22 protein-coding genes are annotated in these 25,782 nt (G+C 72.4%); 6 read left to right on the forward strand and 16 right to left on the reverse strand.

All coding sequences use genetic code 11. The features are described from left to right. Positions 1–11 precede the first annotated feature (11 nt). The 3 genes from ACFV3R_RS12160 to tap form a co-directional block, all read right to left on the reverse strand. Positions 12–686 (reverse strand): pyridoxal 5'-phosphate synthase, encoded by a 675-nt coding sequence (locus tag ACFV3R_RS12160; protein WP_385579721.1) that lies wholly within the window; start codon positions 684–686, stop codon positions 12–14. A gap of 182 nt (positions 687–868) precedes the next feature. Next, positions 869–1,423 carry a telomere-protecting terminal protein Tpg gene (tpg, locus tag ACFV3R_RS12165; protein ID WP_385579724.1) on the reverse strand — a complete coding sequence of 185 codons (555 nt, stop codon included), beginning with the start codon at positions 1,421–1,423 and terminating at the stop codon, positions 869–871. Between the two features lie 10 nt (positions 1,424–1,433). After that, entirely contained in the window at positions 1,434–3,659 is a 2,226-nt protein-coding gene (gene tap / locus ACFV3R_RS12170) for a telomere-associated protein Tap (RefSeq protein WP_385579727.1), read from the reverse strand. Positions 3,660–3,911: 252 nt separating this feature from the next. Between tap and ACFV3R_RS12175 the strand changes: the two genes are divergently transcribed. Further along, the gene (locus ACFV3R_RS12175) at positions 3,912–5,138 is read left to right on the forward strand and encodes a hypothetical protein (RefSeq protein WP_385579730.1); all 1,227 of its coding nucleotides are present in this window, start codon (positions 3,912–3,914) and stop codon (positions 5,136–5,138) included. Positions 5,139–5,249: 111 nt separating this feature from the next. Here the strand turns inward: ACFV3R_RS12175 and ACFV3R_RS12180 are convergent, their stop codons facing one another. The 4 genes from ACFV3R_RS12180 to ACFV3R_RS12195 form a co-directional block, all read right to left on the reverse strand. Next, complete coding sequence (locus ACFV3R_RS12180) at positions 5,250–5,798, reverse strand: cysteine hydrolase family protein (RefSeq protein WP_385579733.1); 549 nt, start codon at positions 5,796–5,798, stop codon at positions 5,250–5,252. A 94-nt stretch (positions 5,799–5,892) separates the two neighbouring features. Continuing rightward, the gene (locus tag ACFV3R_RS12185) at positions 5,893–7,344 is read right to left on the reverse strand and encodes an MFS transporter (protein ID WP_385579924.1); all 1,452 of its coding nucleotides are present in this window, start codon (positions 7,342–7,344) and stop codon (positions 5,893–5,895) included. Between the two features lie 8 nt (positions 7,345–7,352). Further along, on the reverse strand, positions 7,353–7,808 hold the full coding sequence (locus ACFV3R_RS12190) for a MarR family winged helix-turn-helix transcriptional regulator (RefSeq protein WP_385579736.1): 456 nt from the start codon (positions 7,806–7,808) through the stop codon (positions 7,353–7,355). A 247-nt stretch (positions 7,809–8,055) separates the two neighbouring features. Beyond that, positions 8,056–8,721, reverse strand: coding sequence for a TetR/AcrR family transcriptional regulator (locus tag ACFV3R_RS12195; RefSeq protein ID WP_385579739.1), 666 nt, complete (start codon positions 8,719–8,721; stop codon positions 8,056–8,058). Positions 8,722–8,827: 106 nt separating this feature from the next. Between ACFV3R_RS12195 and ACFV3R_RS12200 the strand changes: the two genes are divergently transcribed. Beyond that, complete coding sequence (locus ACFV3R_RS12200; RefSeq protein WP_385579742.1) at positions 8,828–10,045, forward strand: cytochrome P450; 1,218 nt, start codon at positions 8,828–8,830, stop codon at positions 10,043–10,045. A 20-nt stretch (positions 10,046–10,065) separates the two neighbouring features. Next, positions 10,066–10,257: a ferredoxin gene (locus ACFV3R_RS12205; protein ID WP_385579745.1), complete on the forward strand. Its 192-nt coding sequence runs from the start codon at positions 10,066–10,068 to the stop codon at positions 10,255–10,257. Between the two features lie 103 nt (positions 10,258–10,360). Here ACFV3R_RS12205 and ACFV3R_RS12210 read toward each other — a convergent pair whose 3' ends face one another. The 5 genes from ACFV3R_RS12210 to bioB all read right to left on the reverse strand — a co-directional run bounded on the left by ACFV3R_RS12210 (position 10,361) and on the right by bioB (position 17,253). Further along, complete coding sequence (locus ACFV3R_RS12210; protein ID WP_385579748.1) at positions 10,361–12,568, reverse strand: discoidin domain-containing protein; 2,208 nt, start codon at positions 12,566–12,568, stop codon at positions 10,361–10,363. Positions 12,569–13,203: 635 nt separating this feature from the next. Further along, positions 13,204–13,839, reverse strand: coding sequence for a hypothetical protein (locus ACFV3R_RS12215; RefSeq protein ID WP_385579751.1), 636 nt, complete (start codon positions 13,837–13,839; stop codon positions 13,204–13,206). Positions 13,840–14,100: 261 nt separating this feature from the next. Continuing rightward, positions 14,101–14,841, reverse strand: a complete 741-nt coding sequence (gene bioD / locus ACFV3R_RS12220) for a dethiobiotin synthase (RefSeq protein WP_385579754.1) — start codon at positions 14,839–14,841, stop codon at positions 14,101–14,103. A gap of 11 nt (positions 14,842–14,852) precedes the next feature. Beyond that, entirely contained in the window at positions 14,853–16,190 is a 1,338-nt protein-coding gene (locus tag ACFV3R_RS12225; protein WP_385579756.1) for an adenosylmethionine--8-amino-7-oxononanoate transaminase, read from the reverse strand. Continuing rightward, complete coding sequence (bioB, locus tag ACFV3R_RS12230; protein WP_385579761.1) at positions 16,183–17,253, reverse strand: biotin synthase BioB; 1,071 nt, start codon at positions 17,251–17,253, stop codon at positions 16,183–16,185. The genes ACFV3R_RS12225 and bioB overlap by 8 nt, the downstream gene beginning before the upstream one ends. A gap of 220 nt (positions 17,254–17,473) precedes the next feature. Here bioB and ACFV3R_RS12235 point away from each other — a divergent pair, with 220 nt between their 5' ends. Together ACFV3R_RS12235 and ACFV3R_RS12240 are read left to right on the forward strand one after the other, a co-directional pair. After that, positions 17,474–18,646, forward strand: coding sequence for an 8-amino-7-oxononanoate synthase (locus ACFV3R_RS12235; RefSeq protein WP_385579928.1), 1,173 nt, complete (start codon positions 17,474–17,476; stop codon positions 18,644–18,646). A gap of 201 nt (positions 18,647–18,847) precedes the next feature. Further along, positions 18,848–20,365: an MFS transporter gene (locus ACFV3R_RS12240; protein WP_385579764.1), complete on the forward strand. Its 1,518-nt coding sequence runs from the start codon at positions 18,848–18,850 to the stop codon at positions 20,363–20,365. A 127-nt stretch (positions 20,366–20,492) separates the two neighbouring features. Here ACFV3R_RS12240 and ACFV3R_RS12245 read toward each other — a convergent pair whose 3' ends face one another. Genes ACFV3R_RS12245 through ACFV3R_RS12255 form a run of 3 tightly spaced genes read right to left on the reverse strand, consistent with a single transcriptional unit; the run spans position 20,493 to position 23,943 of the window. Beyond that, complete coding sequence (locus ACFV3R_RS12245) at positions 20,493–21,254, reverse strand: succinate dehydrogenase/fumarate reductase iron-sulfur subunit (RefSeq protein WP_385579767.1); 762 nt, start codon at positions 21,252–21,254, stop codon at positions 20,493–20,495. Beyond that, complete coding sequence (locus tag ACFV3R_RS12250) at positions 21,251–23,233, reverse strand: fumarate reductase/succinate dehydrogenase flavoprotein subunit (RefSeq protein WP_385579770.1); 1,983 nt, start codon at positions 23,231–23,233, stop codon at positions 21,251–21,253. The genes ACFV3R_RS12245 and ACFV3R_RS12250 overlap by 4 nt, the downstream gene beginning before the upstream one ends. Positions 23,234–23,235: 2 nt before the next feature. Beyond that, the gene (locus ACFV3R_RS12255) at positions 23,236–23,943 is read right to left on the reverse strand and encodes a succinate dehydrogenase (RefSeq protein WP_385579773.1); all 708 of its coding nucleotides are present in this window, start codon (positions 23,941–23,943) and stop codon (positions 23,236–23,238) included. 94 nt (positions 23,944–24,037) lie between these two features. Between ACFV3R_RS12255 and ACFV3R_RS12260 the strand changes: the two genes are divergently transcribed. After that, a complete protein-coding gene (locus ACFV3R_RS12260) occupies positions 24,038–24,931 on the forward strand; it encodes a LysR family transcriptional regulator (protein WP_385579776.1) in 894 nt (297 codons plus the stop codon). 243 nt (positions 24,932–25,174) lie between these two features. Here ACFV3R_RS12260 and ACFV3R_RS12265 read toward each other — a convergent pair whose 3' ends face one another. Continuing rightward, positions 25,175–25,735, reverse strand: coding sequence for a transglycosylase SLT domain-containing protein (locus ACFV3R_RS12265; RefSeq protein ID WP_385579779.1), 561 nt, complete (start codon positions 25,733–25,735; stop codon positions 25,175–25,177). Positions 25,736–25,782 lie beyond the last annotated feature (47 nt).

The following is a 25,782-nucleotide window of genomic DNA, read 5'->3' on the forward strand; positions in this document are numbered from 1 at the left end:
GAGCAGGGCCCTCAGGGCCACAGCAGGTGCTTCTCCCACGGACCGCCGGCGGTGGCACGTGCGTAGTCCAGCCGGGTGTGGACGCGGCTCTTGTCCGCCTGCCAGAACTCGACCGAGACGGGGGTGACGGTGTGCAGGGTCCACGCCCCGGCCACCAGGCCGGGACTCTGCTGGACGCGGCTCAGTGCCTCGCCGATGGCGCGGTCCCGTTCCTGAAGGCTCTCCAGGTGCCGGCTCTGGTGTCCGAGCAGGGCCTCGGCCCGCGCTCCGGCCGAGCGGGCGAGGAAGTCCGCGGCCCCGCGCTCGGCGGGTTCCGGGTGCACCGGCCCCCGTACCCGCACCTGCCGTCCGAGCACCGGCCAGTAGAAGGTGAGTGCGGCGCTGGGCCGTAGGGCCAGTTGCCGGCCCTTGGGGCTGTCGGCGTGCGCGGCGAACTGCCAGCCCGCGGTGTCGACGTTCTTGAGGATCAGCACCCGGGCCCACGGGTCGCCGTGCTCGTCCACCGTCGAGACGGTCATGGCGTGCGGGTCGGGCAGCCCGGCGTCCACCGCCTCCCGCAGCCAGGTGAGGAACAACTCGACCGGTTCGGCCGGCGCCGCCGCCGGGTCGAAGGAGGCCAGCGGCCCGGCGAACACGTCCAGGCCTCTGAGCCACGCCCGCACGTCCGCCGGATGATCCTCACCCATGGCTCCCTCTTCTCCGACAGTCCTTGTCCCGACCCTACCGAGCGCTCGGGCACCGTCAACTCGCGTAACGGCCTGCCTGTTAGCTGCGAGTCGCCGACGAGCCCCGGCCGCAGGGCGGCGGCAGGTGCCCGGGGCGTACGGCGGGTAGCGGTCCGAACGTCGCTGCCGGGCAGGGCGTGCGGCTACAGCTCGAACTCCAGGTGCTCCAGGTCGGAGAACTCGACCTCCAGGCCGTGGGCGCGGCGGCCGTTGTCCCGGAAGTACACCTCGCCCAGCGCCTCGGCCGCGATCTGCCGCAGTCGCTGTTCGCCGGCGCCTGCCTCCTGGGCCTCGAAGAGCCGGGCGGCGTGCTGCGGGGGCAGCGCCAGGGTGAGGTGGCGCAGCCGGGCGTCGTCCGTGGTGCCGGGGGCAGCGGTGAAACCGAACCGGGCCCGGGTGTCGATCATCAGGCCGGTGGTGGTGGCTGCGGTCTGCTTGGCCCGGGCGCGGACCTGCGGTTGCCAGCGTTTCCTCACCTCCCGCTCGAGCCGTGCGGCGAGTTCGGGGCGGGGCTTGCGGATCTGGTCCCTGACGTAGCGCTCGACGGTGCGCTGGGAGACCCGCAGCAGTTGCGCCACCGCCCGGGTGCCCTTCAGCTTCCTTACCAGATACCGCATCTGCGCTCCGGCGCTCTTCGGGGCAGGGCGGGTGAACGCGCCCTCCACCACCTTGTCGAGCCCTTCTCCGACCGTGGCCATCCCGTCCCCCTCACTCGCCGCTGTCGGCGGCGGTGGTCTCGCCGGTCTTGATGTAGCGCGCCAGGTTGGCGACCTTCCCGCCGGCCGTGCCGAGCTGCTCGTGGACACCCTCGCCCCACAGGACGGACTGGGTGCCCTCGTGCTTGACCATCCCGGGTGACACGCCGAGCCGGAAGCTGCCGGGGACGGTCCTGCCGTCGGTGTCGTAGGGCAGGACGTCCAGTGGCGAGGGGCCGGCGGCGGCATAGACGGCGCAGTCGGAGAGGACGGCGACCGGGTACCGGCCGGTGGCGGCGGCGAGGTTGAGCATCTTGCGGTGCATGTTGGTCCGCGCACGGGAGATGACCACCGCCCGGATGTCGGGGCGCCAGGTCGGGCGGGAGAGGGCCGGCCACGGCCGTCCGGGCCGCCAGCCGCCGCCGCGCGGACGCTCCCGGAGCTTGCCGATACCGCCCTTCACGGTGGACTTGACGGCGTCCAGCACGGTGGCCATCTCCGCGTCCCGGTCCTTGTGGCCCTCCATCGCCGCCAGGAAGGCGGCGGGGGGGAGTTTCTCGGCGACGCCGAGATCGCCCATGGTCAGTACGTAGGCGTCGCGCAAGCGCTTGTACCAGCCGTCGAGCGCCTTGCCCTTCTCCTGCCGCACCCACGCCTCGATCGGGACGACGTCGTAGCCGAGCTCCACCGCGTAGGCCACGGTCGGGGTGGCGTACCAGGCCGGTCCCGTCGGTCGCTCGCCGGTGGGGGTGAACGGGCTGGGCAGCAGGTCGCCGTCCAGGTGGCGCCACTCCTTGCCGACCAGGACGTGGGCGAGGTCGATGTGGGAGAGGTCGACCAGCCACGCCCCGGGCAGCGTCGGGTCGAAGTCCGGCCGCAGGACGTGTTCGGGGGGGCCGGCCAGGCCGACGAGGGCGCCGTTGGCTGCCGCCCCGAAGGCGAGGTTGACGTCGATGCCGACCAGGTAGGGCTTCATGCACTCCTCGTCGGTCAGTGGACGCGCCCAGTCGTAGGCCTCCTCCAGCAGCATCTCGGCCGGGCCGCGCTGGTGGAAGCGGGGCAGGTCCGCGAGGAGCGGGTGTCCGTCCGGCGCCTCGCACGGCGCGCAGTCCAGCGGTTCGGTGCCCAGTGAGCCGGGCCGGTGCTCGGAGTGCCGTCGACCGTCCGCACCGGGCGCACCGGCCCGGGTGGGCGGGTTGGTGGCGGTCAGCAGCTCCAGGCCGGTCACGGCGGTGGAGCCGCGGGGCGTCATCACGCGCGTCGCGTAGGTGCCCAGCAGGCGGGCGAGGTCCGCCGGCGGGAGCTGGGCCGCCGGGCCCCAGGTGCGGGTCTCCAGCGCCTGCCAGGAGGGGAGGCACAGTTGCACGCACTGCCGTTCGCGGCCGGCGGCCGGACGGTAGATCCGCGCCCACGGTCCGAAGCCGCGTCGGGTCAGCTTCCAGTCGGCGTCCCGCAGTTCCCGCAGGATCGGGTGGTCCTCGGGGAGGCGGCCGGTCAGTCGCTCGGCATCCGTCAGCTGCGTGGGAAGTCCGTAGCGTTCGCACGCTGCCGCGGTGAGCACCAGCAGCGGGTCGGCGTCCTTCCCGCAGGCGTGCAGCCGTGGCTGTCCCAGCTGCGCCTCGGCCAGCGTCCACTCCACCAGCTCCGGCAGGGTCTCGGCGGACACCTCCAGGACCAGGCCGCCGACGCAGTGGGCCGAGACCTGACCGTCCGCGGCGTCGACGACCGCCAGCGGGCCGTGTGCGAACCGCTTGTCCGCCGCCACCTGCACGGGCCTGCGCACCGGCCGCTTCGGCCCGGGGCGTCGTGAGGTCGGTGCCGGCGGGGTCTTCGGCACCGACTGGTCGGGAACGGCCGGCACAGGCTGCGGCGCCGGGGCAGGCATCTGCGCGCGCGCCTCGGTGGCGGACGTTCTCGGAGCGGCACTCGGTACTGCCGGGTCCGGTGCGGCGGGGGCCGGGGCGGCCGGGTCCGTCTCGGGCCGGGGGTACCGGGCGGCGAGGCCGTCGAGGAGCCGGGCGTAGGCGGCACGCTTCGGTGGGCGCGGGTCCGTCTTCCCGGACTCCCAGTTGCCGACCGACTCGCGCCGCGTCTGCAGGGCCTGCGCGATCTGCTCCTGGCTCAGCCCTGCGGCCTCCCGGAGCCGCCTGCGTTCGGCAGGTGGCGGCAGGGGGTCCTGCGCAACCCGTTCGAGCAGGTTGTCGACTGCGCTGAACAGGGCTTGTTCGTCGTGGGACACTCGGATCACCTCTGCCGGCGATCTTAACTGAAACGCTCATGGATGCAGCGTGAAGCGCACGTGATAGTGGGACTCCCCCGACACACCGCGGCGTTCGCACCCGTCCCCGGAGAGCAGGGGCGCCGCCGGCCTCCCGGGGCGCTTCGGCAGCCGCCGGCCTCGGCTGGCGGGCCTGCGCGCCGGGCCGGTCCCGGGATACGCTTCCCGCTCGCCGTACGGCAGTTCGGGATGGGGCGAGTGGGGAGGGCGATCGTGCGCACAGTGGCAGGGCTCAGGCGCAGGGGCACAGCCGGCGTCGCCGTGCTGGTGATGCTCACGGCTGCGGCCTGCGGAACGGGCGGGGGACCGAGCGGATCACGGGCCACGGCCCCCAGCGGCACCGCGTCCCCGTCAGGCACCGGCACCACCTCCCTCACCTGGGAGTTCGAGCACATCGCGGACTTCAGCGGGGATCTCACCGATATCGCGGTCCTGGCCGCGGACGACGTCTGGGCGGTCGCGGACGAGCACGACAGCTCGGCCGGCGCCCGTCTGCTGCACTACGACGGCGCCCGGTGGACGCGGGAGCCGCTTCCCGAAGCCCTCGGCGCCACCGACTACCCGCCCCTGCTCGACCAGGTCGGTGCGGACGCCCTGTGGCTGCGACCGCACACCTCCGGCGGCGGCCCCGACGGCGGGCACTGGGCGAAGTGGGACGGCGCCCGCTGGTCGGCGGTGGCGCACCCCGGGCCGACCGGCGTCAGGGACATCAAGAGCGCAGGCCCGGACGACGTCTGGGCTCTCGGGGACGAGCGGACCGCGCAGCACTGGGACGGCACCCGGTGGACCGCGACCCGGCTGCCGTTCCCGGCCGCGGACCTCGCGGTGGTCGGACTGGACGACGTCTGGGCGGTCGGCCGTCGCACCACCGGCCCGGGCACCGTACTGAACGGCACCGAGACCTACAGCCAGCCCGCCTCGGCGCACTGGGACGGCACGTCCTGGAAAGCGGTGGACACCCCCCAGGCCCACTTCCCCGAACCCGTTCCGGCCGAGCCCGGCGCCGGCCTGAACCGGGTCCTCGCACTCGACGGTGGTGAGGTGCGTGCCTACGGCATCAACGGCTTCAACCACGGGGAGGCCGAGGACGAACCCCAGGACCAGTACCTCCGGCTGCGCTGGGACGGCTCGAAGTGGGCCGAGCAGGAGGCCGCGCCCGGCCAGTGCGCCGAGCGGATCCCGGTCGGCCAGGAGCACGGGGGTCTCTTCCTGGAGGGCAACTGGTACCTGACGGACGGCGGCCGGTGCGTGAAGATCGGGCGCCACCGCCTCCCTGCGTCCACCGACGCCCGCAAGGGGTCGAACCAGTCGCTCTGGCTGACCGGGATCCACCGGGTGCCCGGCACCGACGAATGGCTGGGCGCAGGACACGTCCAGGTCAACCAGCCCGGTGACCCTTTCGACGCGCCCGTCGTCGTACGTCTGAAGCGCGGCAGCTGATCTCCTCCCCGGCCTGGCCGGGCCGCGCGCGGGCAAGCGCACCGGAGCACGCCCGCACCCGCGAGGAGTGGGACATGCTCCGGTGCGTCGCCGGCCGGGAGTGGTAAGCCGTCAGCCGAGTTCGGCGATCCAGGCGTCGACGGTGGTGACCTCGGCCTGACGGGGGAAGACCTTCTTGGTCAGCACCCGGTGGACCTCCGCGTCGGTGTCACCGCAGCCGTCGGCCAGGACGGTGAGACGGTAGTCGAGGTCGGCGGCCTGACGCAGGGTGGACAGGACGACGCCGCTGGTGGCGAGGCCGGTCAGCACGAGGTGGTCGATGGCGCCGCCACGCAGGACGAGGTCGAGGTCGCTGCCGGCGAAGGCGCTGACGCGCTTCTTGGTGACGACGCTCTCGCCCGGTCGGGGCGCGACGTCGGGGTGGATGGCGGCCCCGGGGTCGCCGTCGGTGAAGGCTCCCTCGGGCAGGGCGCTGAACATCGGGCTGGACTTGGTCTCGGGGTGGCCGGGGCGGAAGCCGACGACGACGTACACCACGGGGATTCCGGCGCTCCGTGCGGCGGCGACGGCGCGGGCGAGGCGCGGTGTGTAGTCGGGGTCGGGGACGCGCTCGGTGATGGCCTGCTGAACGTCCATCACGAGCAGGGCGGGGTGGGTCACGGTGAGTCCTCACGTGGTGCGGGGGCGGGTCGGAAAGCCGTCACGGCGGGGTGCCGCGGGGCGGGTCTCCACGGGCGGGGCCCGGAGGTCCGGATCAACGGCCGGCGTCCCGGGACCGGGGCTCGGCGGTGGTGTCGTCCTCGCGTGGGGCTCCGACGCGGGCCAGGGAGCGGTCGGCGAGGGTCACGACGAGGAAGAGGATGCTGACGGCGAGGATGAGCCAGGCGAGGTGGTGCAGGCCGCCGGTGTCGGCGCGCTGTCCGAAGAAGGCGCCGTTGGCGGCGGAGGCGACGATGGCACCGAGGTAGCCGAAGGTGCGCAGGAGGCCGGCGGAGGAACCCATGCGCTCGGGATCGGCCTGGTGGTAGACGGCGTTCTGCAGGGCGAGGTTGTTCAGGCCCTGGGGTACGCCGAGGACGATGACGACGGCCACCAGGAGCCACAGGGCGCTGTGGGCGCCCAGGAGCAGCAGCAGGGCGCTGGCGGCGATCTGTCCGGCGGCGCCCACCAGCAGCTTGCCGCGGATCGCCTGCCGGCGTCCGGTGAGGGTGGAGACCACCAGGGCGGTGGCGAAGAGCGGGAGCTGGACCAGTCCGGCCTGGGAGGCGGAGAGTCCTCGGCCCTCCTCCATCCACTGGGTGTACCCGTACAGGAAGGCGTAGCTGACGATGTAGGCGAGCAGGGCCCGGGCGTAGGTGGCCAGGAGCGGCAGGTTGCCGCCGAGTACCCGCACGTCGATGAAGGGTTGCGGGGCACGCAGTTCGCGCCGGGTGAAGGCGGCCGCCGCGGCGAGGGTCAGCACCGGGAGGTACCACTGGCCGCCACCGGGGTTCATGAGGAACAGCAGCAGGCAGATCAGGGCGGTGGCGAAGAGTGCCATGCCGGGCAGGTCCAGGGCGGCGGCGGGATGGCGCTCGTCGCGGCGGACGGGGCGGGGCGGGGGCAGTCGGCGGATGCCGAGGTAGAGGCCGGCGATCGCGAGCGGGATGTTGACGGCCAGGGTGGCGCGCCAGCCGCCTACGCCGATGAGCAGGCCGCCGAGGCTGGGGCCGATGACCGCGATGGTCTGGGTGGTGACGGCGAGCACGGTCAGCACGCCGGCGGGACTTTTGCGGCCGGTACGGTCCGCTTCGCTCCGGATGAGGGACATGGCCGCCGGATAACCGGCGCAGGTGCCGAAACCCAGCAGGACCCGTGCGGCGATGAGGACGCCGAGGTGGGGCGCGAGCATCCCGAGGACGCCGGCGACGCCGGTCAGTGCCGTCCCGGCCACGAACAGGCGGCGGGGCCCGAAGAGGTCGATCAGGCGTCCCACCACGGGCTGACCGATGGAAGTGGCCAGGTAGAGGGCGGAGATGAGCCAGGCCGTCTCGGAGGGGGGTGCGCCGAAGGCGGCGCCGATCGGTACCAGCGAGACGGAGATGATGGAGGAGTTGATCGGGTTGAGCGCCGAGCCCAGCATCATCGGGGCCAGCAGCCGCCGGTCGAAGCCTTCGTCCGGCGTCCCGGTCGAGCCGGGGCGCAGCCGGCGCAGTACGCGTGTCACCCTGCCGGTCACGACCGGACGACCCGTTCGAGTATCGCCGCCGCCTGCAGGAGGGTGCGTCGTTCGGCTTCCGTGCACTGTTCTTCCAGGGCGCGGGTGAGCCACCCCTCTCCGGCGCGGCGGCGGTCCTCCAGGAAGGCGTGGCCACTCTCCGTGACAAAGACCAGCGCCCGCCGGCCGTCCTCGGGGTCGGGGCGCCGGGAGACCAGGCCGCGCTCCTCCAGGGCGGCGACGGTGGCGGCCACCGACTGGTGCCGTACGCGTTCGACGGCCGCGAGATCGCTGACCGACGCCTCACCGTCCTTGTCCAGGCGGCTGAGGACGGAGGTCTGGGAGGGGGTGAGGTCGCTGGGGTCGTAGGTCTCGCGCATGCGGCGCCGGAGCCGGCTGAAGACCACGCGGAACTCGCGTGCCGCGCGCACGGCCGACTCGGACACGCCGGTGGGGTCTGTGGCCTCGGTCATGTACCCAGGCTAACTTGCGCAGCCCAGCCTGCGCAAATAGTCGCGGGGCGACTGAGGGGCCCTTGCCATATGAGCGCCCGATGAGGTCGCGTGGTCCGGTGCCGTGCATCGCAAGGCGCCGGAGAGTCCTCGTAGCGGAGCTACCAGGGCTTTTCGGCAACGCCGCGAGGTGCGGTGCCAGACCACGCGGCCCGGGTCGGCATAGTGCAAGGACCCCTGAGCCGGTGCGCCGGTGACGGGGGGCCGGCTACGCCGGGTCTGCCGGGCCGTTCGCCGGCGCGGCCGTCCGGGGGGCCAGGAGGAGGGGGAGGTAGACCTCGTCCATGATCTCGGAGATGACGTCCTCCGGGATCGGGGCGCCGTGCAGCAGGTAGTGGTTGCGGAGCAGGTCGATCGCGACGGTGGCGCGCCGGGAGGCCGGGACCCATGGCGCGATCTCGCCGCGCGCCACGGCGCGCCGCAGAACGACCTGGATCGACCCCGGGCCGGCGGTGTGGACCCGCTCGCGGACCAGCCGGGCGAACTCGGGGTCGTGCATGACCTCGGTGAGCAGTCCGCGGAGGATGTCGCCCTGCGAGGCGGCCAGGCGTGCGGAGAGTTGCCGCAACAACGCGAGGACGTCGGTGCGCAGGGCTCCGGTGTCGGGCAGGTCGCCCTCGGAGAGGCGGTGGGCCGCGCAGGCGTCGACGACGAGTTCGGCGCGGCCGGGCCACCGGCGGTAGAGGGCGGCCTTGCCGGTACGGGCCCGCACGGCCACCCGTTCCATCGTCAGTCCTGCGTAACCGACCTCGGCGAGTTCCTCCAGGGCTGCCGTCAGAATGGCGTTCTCCAGCTCCTCACCCCGACGGCGGGGGTTTCTGCGATGGTCACCGGCCGACCGGTCCGCCACATCGTCACCGCGGGTTGGAGGCATGACTCCCAGCCATTTGTAGACCGCCTGTTGTGGTTCTCGGTGGGTCAGCCTAGCCTCCGATTAGAGAACTGACCGTTCTTTATGCGTCGAGCACATCGAGGGACCGATGACCGAGACCGTTGCGACGCCCCCATCCGGCGCCCCCGCCTTCCCCAGCGACCGCACCTGCCCCTACCACCTGCCCGACCAGTACAACGCCTTCCGGGAACAGGAGGGTTCGCTGCAGCGGGTCACCCTGTACGACGGCCGGCAGTCCTGGCTGGTGACCAGGTATGACACGGCGCGGAAGCTGCTGTCCGACCCCCGGCTGTCATCCGACCGGACACATGCCGACTTCCCCGCCACCTCCGGTCGGGTGGAGAGCTTCCGGGACCGCCGGCCGGCCTTCATCAGCCTGGACCCGCCCGAGCACGGGCCGAAGCGGCGCATGACCATCAGCGAGTTCACCGTCCGGCGCATCAAGGGGATGCGGGCCGAAGTCGAGCAGATCGTGCACGGTTTCCTGGACGAGATGGTGGCCGCCGGGCCCCCCGCCGACCTCGTCAGCCAGTTCGCGCTGCCCGTGCCGTCCATGGTGATCTGCCAGATGCTCGGCGTGCCCTACACCGAGCACGACTTCTTCCAGGACGCCAGCAGAAGGCTGATCCAGTCTCCGGATGCGGCGGGTGCCCGCGCCGCCCGCGACGAGCTGGAGGGCTATCTCGGCGGCCTGGTCGACAGCCTGCGCGGCTCTCCCCGGCCCGGCCTGCTGAGCACCCTGGTCACGGAGCAGTTGGAGAAGGGGACGATCGACCGCGAGGAACTGGTCTCGACCGCCATCCTGCTGCTGGTGGCCGGCCACGAGACGACAGCTTCGATGACCTCGCTCAGCGTCATCACCCTGCTCGAACACCCTGAGCAGTTTGCCGCGTTGCGTGACGACCCGGCGCTGGTGCCGGGTGCCGTGGAGGAACTGCTGCGCTATCTTGCGATCGCGGACATCGCCGGGGCGCGCCTCGCCACGGCCGACATCGAGATCGACGGTCAGTGCATCCGGGCCGGCGAGGGTGTCATCATCACCAACTCCATAGCCAACCGGGACGGTTCCGTCTTCACCGACCCCGACACCTTCGACGTGCGGCGCGAAGCGCGCCACCACCTGGCCTTCGGCTACGGGGTCCACCAGTGCCTCGGCCAGAACCTGGCCCGTCTCGAACTGGAGGTCATCCTGTCCGCGTTGATCGAGCGGCTGCCGAACCTGCGGCTGGCGGTGCCGGTGGACCGGTTGGAACTGCGCCCGGGCACGACGATCCAGGGCGTCAACGAACTGCCGGTCACCTGGTGACCGCGACGAAAGGAGCAGCCATGCGTGTGACGGCCGACCGGGAGGTCTGCGTGGGAGCGGGTCTGTGCGCGTTGACGGCGCCGCAGGTCTTCGACCAGGACGACGAGGGCCTGGTGACGGTGCTGGCCGCCGAACCCGGTGACGAGGCCCGCGCCGCGGCACGTGAAGCCGGCACGCTCTGCCCGTCGGGCGCGTTGCGGGTCACGGAGTAGGCCTCCGTTACGCCGGTGCCTCTCCCCCTGTGTCGAAGGGAGGGGCACCGGCGGGTGGGGCGGCGCGCCGGTTCAGCCGTGCGGGTCCGGCGCGGGTGAAGGCTCAGGAGTCGAAGACCTGGACCTCGGCGGCCTGCCCCGCCGACCACCCGCTGTTGGCCGTGAAGTTGAGACGCAGGTAGCGGGCGTCGCCGGTGACCGGGATGGTCACCGTGTTGCCGGTGGCGGGGTCGAAGGTGTATCCGGCGGAGGACTTCAGGGTGGTGAAGGCCGCACCGTCGCTCGAACCGAGCACCGAGAGGGTCTGGGTGCGCTTCGCCCAGGCGCTCGACGGCGGCAGTTTCACCACCACCCGGTGCAGGGCTGCCGTACAGCCTAGGTCGACCTGGAGCCACTGCGGGAAGGAGTTGTTCGCGCTCTCCCAGTAGGAGTTCGCGTCTCCGTCGAACGCGTTGCCCTCCCCGTAGTTCTGCGTGTGGCTGCTGGCCCCGGCGGTCCTGCCCCGGGCGAGGTCGGCGCCGGTGGTGGCGCAGGTGCCGGGCGAGGTGGGTGGCGGTGTGGAGCCGTCACCGGATCCCGGGTAGACGTAGTTCGGGGCCGGCCAGGGCCCGCAGTACGGGTTCGCCGTGTACCAGCCGGAGTTGCCGCTGCCCTGGGTGAGGGTGAACTGGCTGCCGCCCATGCAGTTGTAGATGCCGGACGGTCCGCCCACATGGGCCGCGGTGACGCCGGTGAAGCTGGCCGACCCGCCCACCTGGAGCTGTACGGCGAAGGTGCCGGTGCCGTCGATCCTGACGTCGTTGAAGCTGACGTTGGTGATCGAGGAACCCGAGACGAACTGGATCGCCTCGTAGGAGCTGTCGAGGATGTCGGTGTCGCTGACCGAGACCTTCCCCGACATCGCGGCGTCACGGGCGTCGAACCACACCGCACCGACCCCGAACTGCCAGTTGGGGTCGAGGTCGCCGGCGCGCAGCGTGGTGTTGCGGGCCAGCGTGGTGGTGCCCAGCGGCGTGCTGTTGAAGCGCTGTCCGACGTGGAGGCCGCCGCCCTCGGTCTGGGTGTCGGCCACCACGTTGTCGCTGACGGTGTTGTCGTGGCCGCCGTAGACCGCGATGTTGTTGGCCAGCATCGGCAGCACCACCGTGTTGAAGGTGAAGGCGTTGTCGTGGTCGGCGTTGGTGTCGGACCACATCGCCAGGCCGTCGTCGCCCGTGTTGCGCACGAAGCTCTGGGTGAGGGTGACGTGGCTGATGCCGTTGTGCAGGTTGACGCCGTCCGCGGTGGTGTCGAGGATGCGCACACCGGTGATCGTCAGGCCGTCGAAGGGGCCGTCGAACCACATGCCGACCTTGGTGTGCTGCAGCCAGAGGCCGGAGAGGGTCGAACCGCCGCCGATTGCTCCACCGATGGCGTTGACCTGCGCGTTGTCGTCCCGGTCGGTCACCTCCCCGATGACGGCGAAGTCCGAGAGGTGGACCTTGGTGCTGCCGGGCGAGGTCTTGCCGTAGACGCCGACCCCCTTGCCGCCGAGCACCGTGAACCACTGCCCCGCGCCCTGGATGGTCACGTTGTCGACGATGAGGTGCTGGGTGACGTTGTAGGTGCCGGCGGGAATCCACAGGGTCTTCCCCTGGGAGCCGGCGGCGTTGATGGCGTTCTGCAGCGCCGTGGTGGAGTCCGAGGAGCCCGGAACGGCGCCGTAGGAGGCGGCGGAGAGGGAGCCGGCGGGCTGCGTCTTGGCGGCCACCTGCTCGAAGTCCGCGACGTCGATGGTGGTGGCCTTCGAGCCGGACTCGGCGGCGAACCGCACCTTCGTACCGGCCGGCAGGGTCGTGGAGAAGGTGGTGCGGACGTCGTCCCAGAAGTGGTGCGGGTTGGAGCCGGGTGAGTTGGTGAACGGGTAACTGCCGTAGAACCAGCTGTACTTGTTGGTCAGCTTCAGGTCCTGGTCGTGTGCCCCGTTGACGTAGACGGCCAGCGGAGCGGTGTAGGCCGAGCCGTCGGAGGTGTCCGGGACGCTGTAGTGCAGGTCGACGGCGTTGGCCGGCTTGGTGAGGGTGAACTCCACGTACTGGCCGCTGCCGGCGCCCAGGGTGATGGCCTGCCGGCCCGACGCCTCGGAGGCGAGGGTGTCGGCTGTCCGGCTGGCGGCGAGCAGGGTGCCGGTGTTCGTGGCGCCGACGGCCGCGTACTCGGTGAAGGGCACGGTCGCCCCCCTGCCGGAGACGGAGAGCGCCGACTGGGCCGGGGTGACGGGTGTCGCGGCGTTTCCGACCGACGGCACGCCCCAGACGAACAGGCCGGACATCAGGGCGACGGCTCCGGCGACGGAGGCTGCGGCCCACGCGCGCGCCCGTCGCGGGCGTGGTGGGGGTACGGACGTCGGTGGCGGGATGGGGGCTGCTGATGGGGATGGGGACATGCCGGTCCCTCTCGTGTACAGGCAGGCTGGAGGCGCGGTGGCGCCCAGGGGGTGGAAGCGGTGGCCGGTTTCCCGTCCTGGAGCGGTGGCGCTGGTCTGGCGCGTCCCACCAGTCGGTGAGACTGCCGACGGTGCGTGATGAGCGACGTCAACGTACAAGTTACGAATGGATGCCAGCAAGATGTCGACGGAAATTCGCAAGAGATACACAGAGCCAACTACCGCCGAGGGCAGGGCGGTTGGGGCCGAAGTGGCGCGGGGCGATTGCCGGCGCCCCTGTTCTCGGGCACGGTGCGGGCGCCGGTCTGCGGGCGGAGCGGAGCACGGGCATCTCGCCCGCGGCTGCAGCGGGCCCGCACCCACTGCTCACCCCGCCTCGCGGCGCTGCCGGCGGATGGCGGGAACGCGAAAGGCTCCCAGCAGCAGGAAGCTGCCGGGAGCCTTCGGGCCTTCAGTGTCAGGGGCCAGGGTGGCGCGGCCGGCTGGGCCGGACGGATTCGCGGCACCCGAGTCGGGGGGTGTCAGAGGTCGGTGAGGGTGACGGTGAGCAGACCTGAGGAGGTGGTGAGACCGCCCGGTGTGAGGCAGGCGGTGAGGTCGGTGCTGGCGAGGACGACCGTCTGGACGAGGGTGGCGCCCGTGTAGTCGCCCGAGGTGACCTTTCCGGTGAGGACGAGGACGGTCACGCCGTCGGGACGCAGCGAGATGCCGCCGGTGAAGGTGAAGAGGCTCGGATGCGTGCCGGGGTTGGCCCAGGTGAGCCGACCGGTGCCGCTGGAGTTGCCGCCCAGGCAGTTCAGCGGCCCGCTGCCGTTGATGACGACCTGCCCCCCGGTGTGACGGAGGTCGAGGGAGACACACGGCCCCACGGACCCCTGCGCCTGAAGGTGCACGTTCGGCTGGCCGGCCTGGGGCAGGCGCAGGCCCGGGGAGTACGTGGTGGTCTCGGTGCCGACAGGACAGGTCACCAGTTGCGCCGCTGCCGCGGCCTCGGGAGCGGGCCCGGCAAGGATGAGACCCGCGGCGCCCAGAAGGAAGGCGGCCAGTGCGGCGAGCACACGCCGGTGGCGGGAGCGGGGCGAGGCGGAAGGCGGGGCGGGGGCAGCGGCGGGCGGACGGGGGTTGCGGGAGGGAAGGATACGACGGGCATGACTCATGGCGGCCTCCACGGCCGGACGATGGCTGGGCCGGAGGCCGGGGAGCCCGGGCCGGCGGAGTCCATCGTCACCCCCGGGCGCTTCAGGAGGCCATCGACCGGGTGGGCCACCTCTGCCGTCATCGGGCGGGCCATGAACTGACCCGTGTGGGGGGGCGGGCCGGACGGACGTCCCCCACAGGATCACCAACCGCCTCGCCGGCCCCGGGAGCCAGGTCACCGCAGCGGGCGTGCCGGCCCTCAGGGACGGGTCAGCTGCCGGTCAGAGGGTGGTGCGTGCGGTGGTCGGCACCGGCGCCGACCACGTCCCGCCGAGTTCGGGAGCCAGCCAACGGCCCGCCGCAGCACGGAAGCCGGCCGGCGGCAACGCTCCGGCGCCCTGTGGGATCACCCCCAGCACAGGAGCGCCGGCCGCGACCGGAAGGTCCTCGAGGTTGCAGCGGGCTGCCAGGTCGGGGGCGTCCGGCCACGCTCCGATCACCACCCCGCGGCAACGCAGTCCGCGGACGCGCAAGGCCTCGGCCGTGAGCTGCGTCGCGTTGAGCGTTCCCAGTCCCGCCGCCGCGACCACCAGGGCCGGGGCGTCAAGGAGCCGTGCGGCGTCTGCAAGTGTCGTGCCCGCGGCGTCGTAGTGGACCAGCAGCCCGCCGGCGCCCTCCACCAGCACCAGGTCGTGCGAGACGGCGAGCCGCTCGACCGCCTCGGCCACCTGCTGAGGTCCCACGGGCTGCATCCGGGCCCGGCGGGCAGCCGTCGCCGGCGCCAACGGCTCGGGGAACCTGGCGAGTTCGCAGCCCGTCACCGTCCCTCCGGCCAGTCGCCTCACCTCGGCCACGTCACCGGGCGCGCCGGGGGCGACGCCTGTCTGCGCCGGCTTGAGCACGGCCACCGACCTGCCGGCCTCCCTCGCCACCGCTGCCAGCGCCGCCGTGGTGACCGTCTTGCCGATCTCGGTCCCCGTACCGGTGACGACCAGCACACCGTCCAGGTCCGTCTCCCGCACACCCAATTCCCTCATCCTTCCCTCGCGGCCGCGCACATCGCCGTGCAGATCCGCGCCACGTCCTCGTCCCCGGTCACGTACGGCGGCATCGCGTACACCAGGTCGCGGAAGGGCCGCAGCCACACGCCCTCCCCCACCGCCGCCCGGGTCGCCGCCGCCATGTCGATGTCGTGGTCCAGTTGCAGCACCCCGATCGCGCCGAGCACCCGGACCTCGCGCACCCCGGGGAGTTCGGCGGCCGCCGCGAGGCCCGTCAGCAGCCCCCGTTCGATGCGGCCGACCTCGGCGGCCCAGTCCCGGGCCAGCAGCAGTCCGAGGGAGGCGTCGGCGACGGCTGCCGCCAGCGGGTTGCCCATGAAGGTCGGGCCGTGTGCCAGTACCGGGACCTCGCCGCGGCTGATGCCCTCGGCGATCCGGGGTGTGCACAGGGTCGCAGCCAGCGTCAGGTAGCCGCCGGTCAGCGCTTTGCCGACGCACATCACGTCGGGCGTGATCCCGGCGTGCTCCGCGGCGAACAGGGCGCCCGTCCGCCCGAAGCCGGTGGCGATCTCGTCCAGGACCAGCAGCACGTCGTGTGCGTCGCAGATCTCCCGCAACGCCCGCACGTACGCCGGGGAGTGGAAGCGCATCCCGCCCGCGCCCTGGACGACCGGTTCGACGACGACGGCCGCGAGCTCGTGGGCGTGCGCGGCCACGGTCTCCGCCAGGTGGCGCAGGTACGCCTCGTCGGGCGGCGCGTCGAAGCCGGGGGGCGGGGCGTCGGCGAACACCTGGCGGGGCAGCGCTCCGGACCACAGCTGGTGCATGCCGCCCTCCGGGTCGCACACCGACATGGGCTGCCAGGTGTCGCCGTGGTAGCCGCCGCGCCAGGTCATCAGACGCCGCTTGGCGGGGCGGCCCGTCGAGCGCCAGTACTGCAGGCACATCTTGACGGCGACCTCGACCGACACCGAACCGGAGTCGGCGAGGAAGACGTGCTCCAGACCGTCCGGGGTGAGGTCCACGAGCCGTTTCGCCAGTCGTACGGCCGGCTCGTGGGTGAGGCCGCCGAACATGACGTGGCTCATCCGCTCCAGCTGGCCGCGGGCCGCCTCGTTGAGCACGGGATGGTTGTAGCCGTGCACCGCCGACCACCACGAGGACATGCCGTCCACCAGCTCCCGCTGCCCGTGCACCTCCTCGGCCAGCCGCAGCCGCACCCCGGCCGCGGACTCCACGACGAGCGGGTCGGTGCGACCGGGCATCGGGGCGTAGGGGTGCCAGACGTGTTGCCGGTCCAGTGCCCGCAACCGCCCGGGATCCATGGCGGGGCGGCCCGGCCGGGGCGGGCCGGGGTCGCGCTCAGGCATTGGGCGGCAGTTCCGTGCCCGCGCCGCGCCGCCGGACGGCGACCAGGCCCTCGGCGTCGGTGCGGTGTCCGGGCAGGGTCGTGGTGTCGGTGCCCTCCACCTCGAAGCCGGCGTCGGCGATCATGTCGAGGTCGGCCTTGCCGGCCTGGCCCTCGCTGGTGAGGTAGTCGCCGAGGAAGACGGAGTTGGCCAGGTGCAGGGCGAGCGGCTGCAGCGAGCGCAGGTGCACCTCACGCCCGCCCGCCAGCCGCACTTCGACGTCGGGGCAGACGAAACGGACCATGGCGAGGATGCGCAGGGCCCGCTGCGGGGTGAGGTTCCACTCCTTCTCCAGCGGTGTGCCCTCGAAGGGGATCAGGAAGTTGACGGGTACCGAGTCCGGGTCCAGCTCCCGCAGGGCGAACACCACGTCGACCAGGTCCTCGTCCGTCTCGCCCATGCCCGCGATGAGACCGGAGCACGCCGACAGTCCGGCGCTCCGGGCCCGCCGCACCGTCTCCTGGCGGTCGGCGAAGTCGTGGGTGGTGCAGATGTCGCCGTAGTTGGCCTCGGAGGTGTTGAGGTTGTGGTTGTACGCGTCGGCGCCCGCCGCGCGGAGCCGTTCGGCCTGCCCGTCCGACAGAAGCCCCAGGCAGGCGCAGACCTCGACGCCCTGGTGCCGCTCCTTGATGGCGGAGACGGTCTCCGCGACGCGGTCCACGTCCCGGTCCGTCGGTCCGCGTCCACTGGCCACCAGGCACACCCGCTTGGCTCCGCCCCCTACGCCCGCCGCCGCGACGGCTGACGCCTCGTCCGGCTTCAGCCAGGTGTACTTGAGGATCTCCGTCCTCGACCCCAGCCGTTGCGAGCAGTACGAGCAGTCCTCGGGGCACAGTCCCGACTTGAGGTTCACCAGGTAGTTCAGCTTGACCCGTCGCCCGAACCAGTGCCGCCGTACCCTGCCGGCCGCAGCCACCACGTCGAGCAGGTCGTCGTCGGAGGTCGCCAATACGGCGAGTGCCTCGGCGCGGGTCGGCAGCTCCCGCCGGAGCCCCTTGTCCACCAGTGTGTTCAGCAGGTCCATGGCGGTGATCCTCGCCGATGTGGCCGGTCAGGGCCAAGGAGAGAGTCCACAACACCGCACGGCGACACTCTGTGCGCTGCTGCATCCCGCAGCCCGACCTCAGCCACTAACGTCTATGGACCTCCTACAAAACCACCCCCCCTCGTGCCGCCCTGCGTGGCGTTCCGCACGAGTCCGCACGAGGAACGGCCACTCCATGTCCGACAGGTTTCCGACATCGATGAGCTCGCCGGAGAAGCGGGTGCACGCCGACCCGTTCGGCTGGCTCGAGACGGCCCGCGCGGCGCGTGAGCGGGCCGGCCTGGTCCGCACGCTCCGCCCCCGGGCTGCCGACTCGCCGCTCCTGGACCTGGCGAGCAACGACTACCTGGGGCTGGCCCGCCACCCGCAGGTGGCGGAGGCAGCCGCCCGCGCCGCGCGTCGCTGGGGCGCAGGTGCCACCGGATCCCGTCTGGTCACCGGCTCCACCGAGCTGCACGCCGCCCTGGAGGCGGAACTCGCCGCGTTCTGCGGCGCCGAGGCGGCCCTGGTCCTGTCCTCCGGGTACGCCGCCAACCTCGCCGCCGTCACCGCTCTCACCGACCACGGCACCCTGCTCGTCTCCGACGCCGCCAACCACGCCTCCCTGATCGACGGCTGCCGCCTCTCACGTGCGCAGACCGTGGTCGTCCCGCACGCCGACCCCGAGGCGGTGCACAAGGCACTCGACGGCCATGCGGGGCGGGCGCTGGCCGTCACCGACTCCGTCTTCTCCGTCGACGGTGACGCCGCGCCGCTGCCCGCCCTCGCCGCGGCCTGCCGGGATCAGGGCGCAGCCCTCCTCGTCGACGACGCCCACGGTTTTGGTGTCCTCGGTACCGGGGGGCGGGGCGCGCCGCAGGCTGCGGGGCTGGCCGGCGACGCCGCGACGGTCACCACGGTCACCCTCTCCAAGTCCCTGGGCAGTCAGGGCGGTGCCGTCCTGGGTCCCGCCCGGGTCATCGAGCACCTGGTGAACACGGCCCGGACCTTCGTCTTCGACACGGGTCTGGCTCCCGCCGCGACCGGCGCGGCACTCGCCGCGCTGCGCCTGCTGGGTGAGGAACCGCAGCGCGCGGCACGGGCCCGCTCGGTCGCCGCCGAGCTCCACCGCCGGCTCACCGAGGCGGGGTTCACCACCGCCCGTCCCGACGCCGCCGTGGTGTCCGTCAGGGCGCCCTCACCCGGGGCCGCCCTGGAGTGGGCGGAGGGTTGCCGCGCCGCCGGGCTGCACGTGGGCTGCTTCCGTCCGCCGTCCGTGCCGGACGGCGTCTCCCGGCTGCGGTTGACCGCCCGGGCCGACCTGACCGAGGAGCAGTTGCAGGCGGCGCTCGCCGTCCTCGTGGCCAGTGCCCCACCCGGCGCACTGGCCTGACGGGGAAAGAGCCCGTCCTGCCCCGCGGCGGCGTCCCCGTGGCGGTGGCCGGAGGACCGTGCGGGCGGGCCGCTCTCCCGGGACGCAGGTCCGGCCCGCCCGTGGGCGCGGGCAGCCGGCGCCCACCGGGACCGAGGTGTGCCCGTGCTCCTGCGGGGGAATCTGTTTCGCCCGGGTGCGGCCCTGCGGAGAGGAAGCCAAGTGACAGCGTCGGCGTCAGCGGCAGGAGGTCCGGGAACGGGCGGTCAGGAACCGGGGTACGAGCCGGACCCGCGCCGGTGGCGTGCGCTGTGGGTCACCCTGGTGGCCGGCTTCATGAGCCTGCTGGACGTGACGATCGTGGCGGTCGCCCTGCCGACCGTCCAGCACGACCTGCACGCCACGCCCGCCCAGGTGCAGTGGGTGGTGTCCGGATACGCCCTCGCCTTCGCACTCGCCCTCGTCACGGCCGGGCGTCTGGGTGACGCCCTTGACCGGCGCCGCATCTTCCTGCTGGCACTCAGCGGCTTCGTGGTCTTCAGCGCGGCCTGCGGTGCGGCCCCGGACATCACGCTGCTGGTGGTGGCCCGCCTCGCCCAGGGGCTGGCGGCCGGTTTCATGGCCCCGCAGAACTCGGCGCTGATCCAGCAGATGTTCCGCGGCGCCGAACGCGGCCGGGCCTTCGGTTTCTTCGGCGCGACCGTCGGTGTCTCCTCCGCCGCCGGCCCGCTCACCGGTGGCCTGATCCTGGCCCTGGCCTCCGGCGCCGACGGCTGGCGCTGGATCTTCTACGTCAACGTCCCCATCGGCATCCTCGCCGTCCTGCTCGGCCGCAGGCTGCTGCCCCGTACCCGGCGGTCCGGTCGCGGGCGGGTGGACCTGCCCGGTGTCGCGCTCCTCGGTCTCGGCGTCCTCGCGCTGATGTACCCGCTGGTGCAGGCGGACTCCGGCGGCATCGGCCGTCTGTGGTGGCTGTTCCCGGCCGGCGCCGCGCTGCTGGCCGTCTTCGTCCAGTGGCAGCGTCGCCTCGTCGCCCGGGGCGCCCAGCCGCTGCTCGATCCGCGCCTGTTCACCACTGTGCGCGGGTACGCCGTCGGCGCCGGTGTGGGCACGCTGTACTTCATCGGCTTCAGCGGGGTGTGGCTGGTCTTCGCCCTCTTCTACCAGCACGGCCTCGGCTTCTCGCCGCTCCGGTCGGGTCTGGCCGTGACGCCCTTCGCCCTGGGGTCGGCAAGTGCCGCCCTCGTCTCGGGCCGGCTGGTGGACCGGTTCGGCCGGCTGCTCACCGTGTTCGGTCTCACGGGTGTGATCGCCGGTCTGGGCGGCACCGCGCTGCTGCTCCTCCTCGCCCCCCTCGACGTCGCTCCGTGGCTTGCCGCCCCGGCGCTCTTCCTCGGCGGGGTCGGCGGCGGGTTCGTGGTCTCCCCCAACATCACCATGACGCTGCGGGACGTGCCGGTGCGCATGGCGGGAGCTGCGGGCGGCGCCCTGCAGACCGGGCAGCGGCTCGGCGCGGCGGTGGGTACCGCCGCGCTGCCCGGTCTCTTCTACCTGGTGCTCAGCAGGGGGGACGACTACCGCAGGGCCACCGTCACCGTGCTGGGGGCCTCCCTCGTCGGCATGGCGACCTCCCTGGGTCTCGCGGTGTTCGACTGGCGGCGCGACCGGCGGGCCCGCCGGCGGCGCGCCCGGTGCCCCGACGAGGTGGCCAACAACCCGGTGCACTCGCGGCAGGCCTGACGCGCTCCCGGGAGTTCCCGGATGCCGGTTGCGGCCGGCGGCACCGGCGGGGAGGGTTCTTGGCGGGGCCGGGTGTGAGCACCACGGCCGGCCCCGCCCGTCCACCGGGGTGGCGAACGACTGGGGGTCAGGCGCCGGAGCGGCGGGACCCGGCCTTGCGGGTGGCGCGAAGCCACTCGCGGTTCATACCGGTGATGGACACCAGGGGGATGCCCTTGGGGCAGGCGGTGGCGCACTCGCCGGTGAGGGTGCAGCCCCCGAACCCCTCCTCGTCCATCTGCGCCACCATGTCCAGCACCCGCGTCTCGCGCTCGGGGGCGCCCTGCGGCAGCACGTTCAGGTGGTTGACCTTGGCCGAGGTGAAGAGCATGGCGGAGCCGTTGGGGCAGGCGGCGACGCAGGCGCCGCAACCGATGCACTCGGCGTGTTCGAAGGCGAAGTCGGCGTCCGGCTTGGGCACCGGCGTGGCGTGGGCCTCGGGCGCGGAACCGGTGGGCGCGGTGACGTAGCCGCCGGCCTGGATGACGCGGTCGAACGCGGACCGGTCCACCACCAGGTCCCGCACGACGGGGAACGCCGCCGCGCGCCAGGGCTCGACGTCGATGGTGTCGCCGTCGCGGAAGGAGCGCATGTGGAGTTGGCAGGTGGTGGTGCGCTCCGGGCCGTGCGCCTCGCCGTTGATGACGAGGGAGCAGGCCCCGCAGATGCCCTCGCGGCAGTCGTGGTCGAAGGCGACCGGGTCCTCGCCCGCCAGGATGAGGTCCTCGTTGAGGGTGTCGAGCATCTCCAGGAAGGACATGTCGGAGGAGATGCCGTCCACCTCGTAGGTGGACATGGCGCCTTCGGCGTCGGCGTTCTTCTGCCGCCAGACGCGCAGGGTGAGCTTCATGCGTAGCTCCGCTGGGTGGGGTGGACGTACTCGAAGACGAGGTCTTCGCGGTGCAGGACGGGGGCGTTGCCGGTGCCGGTGAACTCCCAGGCGGCGGCGTAGGAGAACTCCTCGTCCCGGCGGGCCGCCTCACCGTCCGGCGTCTGGGACTCCTCGCGGAAGTGGCCGCCGCAGGACTCGGCGCGGTGCAGGGCGTCCAGGCACATCAGCTCGGCGAGTTCCAGGTAGTCGACGATCCGGTTGGCCTTCTCCAGCGACTGGTTGAGCTCCTCCCCCGTGCCCGGGACCCGGATCCGGCGCCAGAACTCCTCACGGATCTGCGGGATGCGGTCCAGTGCCTTGCGCAGCCCCTCCTCGGTCCGGGCCATGCCGCAGAACTCCCACATCAGCTCGCCGACCTCCCGGTGGAAGGAGTCCGGTGTGCGGTCCCCTCCGACGGCCAGCAGCCGGGCCAGACGCTCCTCCGTCTCCCGGACGGCGGCGAGAGCCGCGGGGTGGTCGCCGCCCACCTCGTCGTGGTGGGGGTGGCGGGCGAGGTAGTCGTTGATGGTGGACGGCAGGACGAAGTAGCCGTCGGCGAGGCCCTGCATCAGGGCGGAGGCGCCGAGCCGGTTGGCGCCGTGGTCGGAGAAGTTGGCCTCGCCGACGGCGAACAGGCCGGGCACCGTGGTCTGGAGGTCGTAGTCGACCCAGAGGCCACCCATCGTGTAGTGCACCGCGGGGTAGATCCGCATCGGGACCTCGTAGGGGTTCTCCGCGGTGATCCGCTCGTACATCTCGAAGAGGTTGCCGTACTTCTCGGCCACCCCCGCGCGGCCCATCCGGGCGATGGCCTCGGCGAAGTCCAGGTAGACGCCCTGGCCGCCGGGGCCCACGCCGCGGCCCTCGTCGCACACGTTCTTCGCGGCGCGGGAGGCGATGTCACGGGGTACCAGGTTGCCGAAGGACGGGTAGAGGCGCTCCAGGTAGTAGTCACGCTCCTCCTCGGGGATCTCGTTCGGCGGCCGGTCGTCGCCCCGGGCCCGGGGAACCCAGATCCGGCCGTCGTTGCGCAGCGACTCGCTCATCAGCGTCAGCTTGGACTGGTGGTCGCCGGTGCGGGGGATGCAGGTGGGGTGGATCTGGGTGAAGCAGGGGTTGGCGAACCAGGCGCCCCTGCGGTGGGCGCGCCAGACGGCGGTGGCGTTGGAGTTCATGGCGTTCGTCGACAGGTAGAAGACGTTGCCGTAGCCGCCGCTGGCGAGGACCACCGCGTCGGCGAAGTGGGTCTCGATCTTCCCGGTGACCAGGTCGCGGGCGACGATGCCCCGGGCCCGGCCGTCCACGACGACCAGGTCGAGCATCTCGGTGCGCGGGTGGATCTCCACGTTGCCGGCGGCGATCTGCCGGGACAGCGCCTGGTAGGCGCCGAGCAGCAGCTGCTGGCCGGTCTGGCCGCGGGCGTAGAAGGTGCGGGAGACCTGGACGCCGCCGAAGGAGCGGGTGTCGAGCAGGCCGCCGTACTCGCGGGCGAACGGGACGCCCTGGGCGACGCACTGGTCGATGATCTCGACGGAGATCTGCGCGAGCCGGTGCACGTTGGACTCGCGGGCGCGGAAGTCACCGCCCTTGACGGTGTCGTAGAAGAGGCGGTGGACCGAGTCGCCGTCGTTGCGGTAGTTCTTCGCCGCGTTGATGCCGCCCTGAGCGGCGATGGAGTGGGCGCGGCGCGGCGAGTCCTGGTAGCAGAACTGGACGACGCGGTAACCCTGTTCGGCGAGGGTGGCGCCGGCCGAGCCGCCCGCCAGGCCGGTGCCGACGACGATCACGGTGTGCTTGCGCCGGTTGGCGGGGTTGACCAGCTTCGCCTGGAAGCGGCGGGTGTCCCAGCGGTCCTGCACCGGGCCGTCGGGCGCCTTGGTGTCGGCGACCGGCTCACCGGTGGTGAAGCGTGTGTACTCGCCGGTACCGGGCTGCGGGGAGGAGGTGGAGGAGGTCATGTTCAGCTCACCAATCCGGTCATGACGCCGACGGGCACGGCGACGAAGCCGAGGGTCAGTACCAGCGCGAGGAGGTTCGCGGTCACCTTCAGGGCGCGGTCGCGGCTGCGGCTGCCGACGCCGAGGGTCTGCGCGGCGCTCCAGAACCCGTGCTGGACGTGGAGTCCGAGCGCCAGCATGGCGACGATGTAGATGACGTCGCCGTACCAGGTGGAGAAGGTGTCCACCACGTTCTGGTAGGGGTGGCCGGGCTGGAAGCCGCCGGAGTGGACGGTGCCGGTGGTGAGGTCCAGGAGGTGCCAGACGACGAAGAGCCCCAGGATGACGCCGCCCCAGCGCATCGTGCGGGTGGCGTAGCTCGCCCGGGCCCGCCGGTGCACATAGCCGGTGGGACGCGCCCTGATGTCGCGGCGGCTGAGCTGGTACGCGGAGACGGCGTGCGCGACCACGGCGGCCACGAGCAGGACGCGGATCACCCAGAGGGTCCACTCGTAGTGCATGAACGGCTCGCCGACGGTGCGCAGCCAGTGGGCGTAGCCGTCGAAGGTGCCGGGCCCGAAGAAGATCTTCAGGTTCCCGAACATGTGGACGACCAGGTAGAGCAGCATGACGAGGCCGCTCACCGCCATCACGGTCTTCTTGCCGACGGACGACTGCCAGATGGTGCGTGCCATGGACGACCGTCGGTCCGTCCCCGTTGCCAGAGCCATGGACAGGACGTTAGGGCCGGCCCCTCCGATACGTCTAAGACATGGTTCTCCTCGTCTCCATAGGCTGTACCTATCGTGCCTCTACTCTTGCCCCATGCACTTCCAGCAGCTGAGGTACTTCGTCGCCGTGGCCGAGACCCGGCACTTCACCCGGGCCGCCCAGCAGGAGCACGTGGCGCAGCCCTCGCTCTCCCAGCAGATCCGCTCGCTGGAGCAGGAGCTGGGCGCCGACCTGTTCCGACGGGCGCGCGGCAACATCGCGCTCACCGACGCCGGTGAGGCACTGCTGCCGCTGGCCCGCCGCATCCTGGCCGATGCGGACACCGCCCGTCAGGAGGTGCAGGAGCTGGTGCAGCTGCGCCGCGGCCGGGTCAGGCTCGGGGCCACCCCGAGCCTGTGCACCGGTCTGCTGCCGGACGTGCTGCGCACCTTCCACGACCGCTACCCCGGCATCCGCCTCCTGGTGGAGGAGGGCGGCTCGCACGACCTGGTGCGCGAGCTGGCCCGCGGCGCCCTCGACCTCGCGCTCGTGGTGCTGCCGCTGCCGACGCCCTCGCCCGCGCTGACCACGGTGGAGCTGCTGCGCGAGGACCTCGTGGTGGTCTCCTCGCCGCACACCTCGGCGCCGGGCCGGAGCGGTGGGAAGGGACCGGTGCGGATCACCGACCTGGCCGGCGAGCGTCTGGTGATGTTCCGGCACGGCTACGACCTGCGGGAACTGACCGTGGCGGCGTGCCGCACAGCGGGTTTCGAGCCCGATTTCGCGGTCGAGGGCGGTGAGATGGACGCGGTGCTGGGCTTCGTGCGGGCCGGCCTCGGGGTGGCCGTCGTCCCGCGCATGGTCGCCGTCCGCTCAGGGCTGGACCTGCGCGTCACGCCACTCGCCCGCCCCGGCCTGCACCGGACCATCGCACTGGCCCACCGCGGCGACGTGGCCCCGCCGAGGGCCGCCCGGGAGTTGCAGCGGATGCTGCTGGAGCAGGAGTGAACCCCGCCGGACCGACAGGGCCGCGACGTCGCCCCTCACCGCCGGACCGGCTCGTACACACCAGCCTCACCCACGCGGGAACCCACGCCCGCACTGGTACCCGGTCGGGCACGCGGACGTCGGTGAGGCCGGGCAGGTGTCTCCCTGCCCGGCCTCACCGGTGTGCCTGAGCCCCGCCGCTCCCGGCTACCGGGGCAGCTGTCCCCGGAGCTCAGGCGGGCTGTGTCAGTCCGCTCGGCCTGATCAGTAGGCGGAGTTGACGTTGTCCATCGAGCCGTACCGGTCGGCCGCGTAGTTCGTCGCAGCCACGATGTTGGCCACCGGGTCCGTCAGCGAGTCCTTGGTGCCCTTGACGTGGTAGGTGTCGAAGGTGGGCTGGATGACCTGGAGCAGACCCTTGGACGGCACGCCCTTCTGGGCGTTGACGTCCCAGTTGTTCTGCGCGGTCGGGTTGCCGCCGGACTCACGGATGATGTTCTTGTGGATCCCGTGGTAGCTGCCGGGGATGTGCTCGTAGTGCATCACGTCCAGCGCCGTGCGGATCCAGCCGTCCAGGTCGTCGCCGTGCTTCTTCTTGCCCTGCTCGACCAGCTTGGCGACCTTCGCCGCCTCCTTGGCCTGCGCGTCCTTCGCATCGGCCTTCTTGCCGTGGGCGACGGAGACAGCCGCAGGCTTGGCCTCGTGCACCGGGGCAGCATGCGCCGGGGTCGGCGCCAGCGTGGCGGCGGCAGCGGCGGCACCGGCGGTGGCGATACCGGCCACGGTGTACTTGCGGAAGCGGGTGGCGGTGGTGGTGGCAGTCATGGCGTACCTCTCTACGGGGGACATCGTGGGGAGGCCGACAGGCTGTC

This window comes from Streptomyces sp. NPDC059740 (assembly GCF_042733155.1).
In the GTDB taxonomy this organism is placed as follows: domain Bacteria; phylum Actinomycetota; class Actinomycetes; order Streptomycetales; family Streptomycetaceae; genus Streptomyces.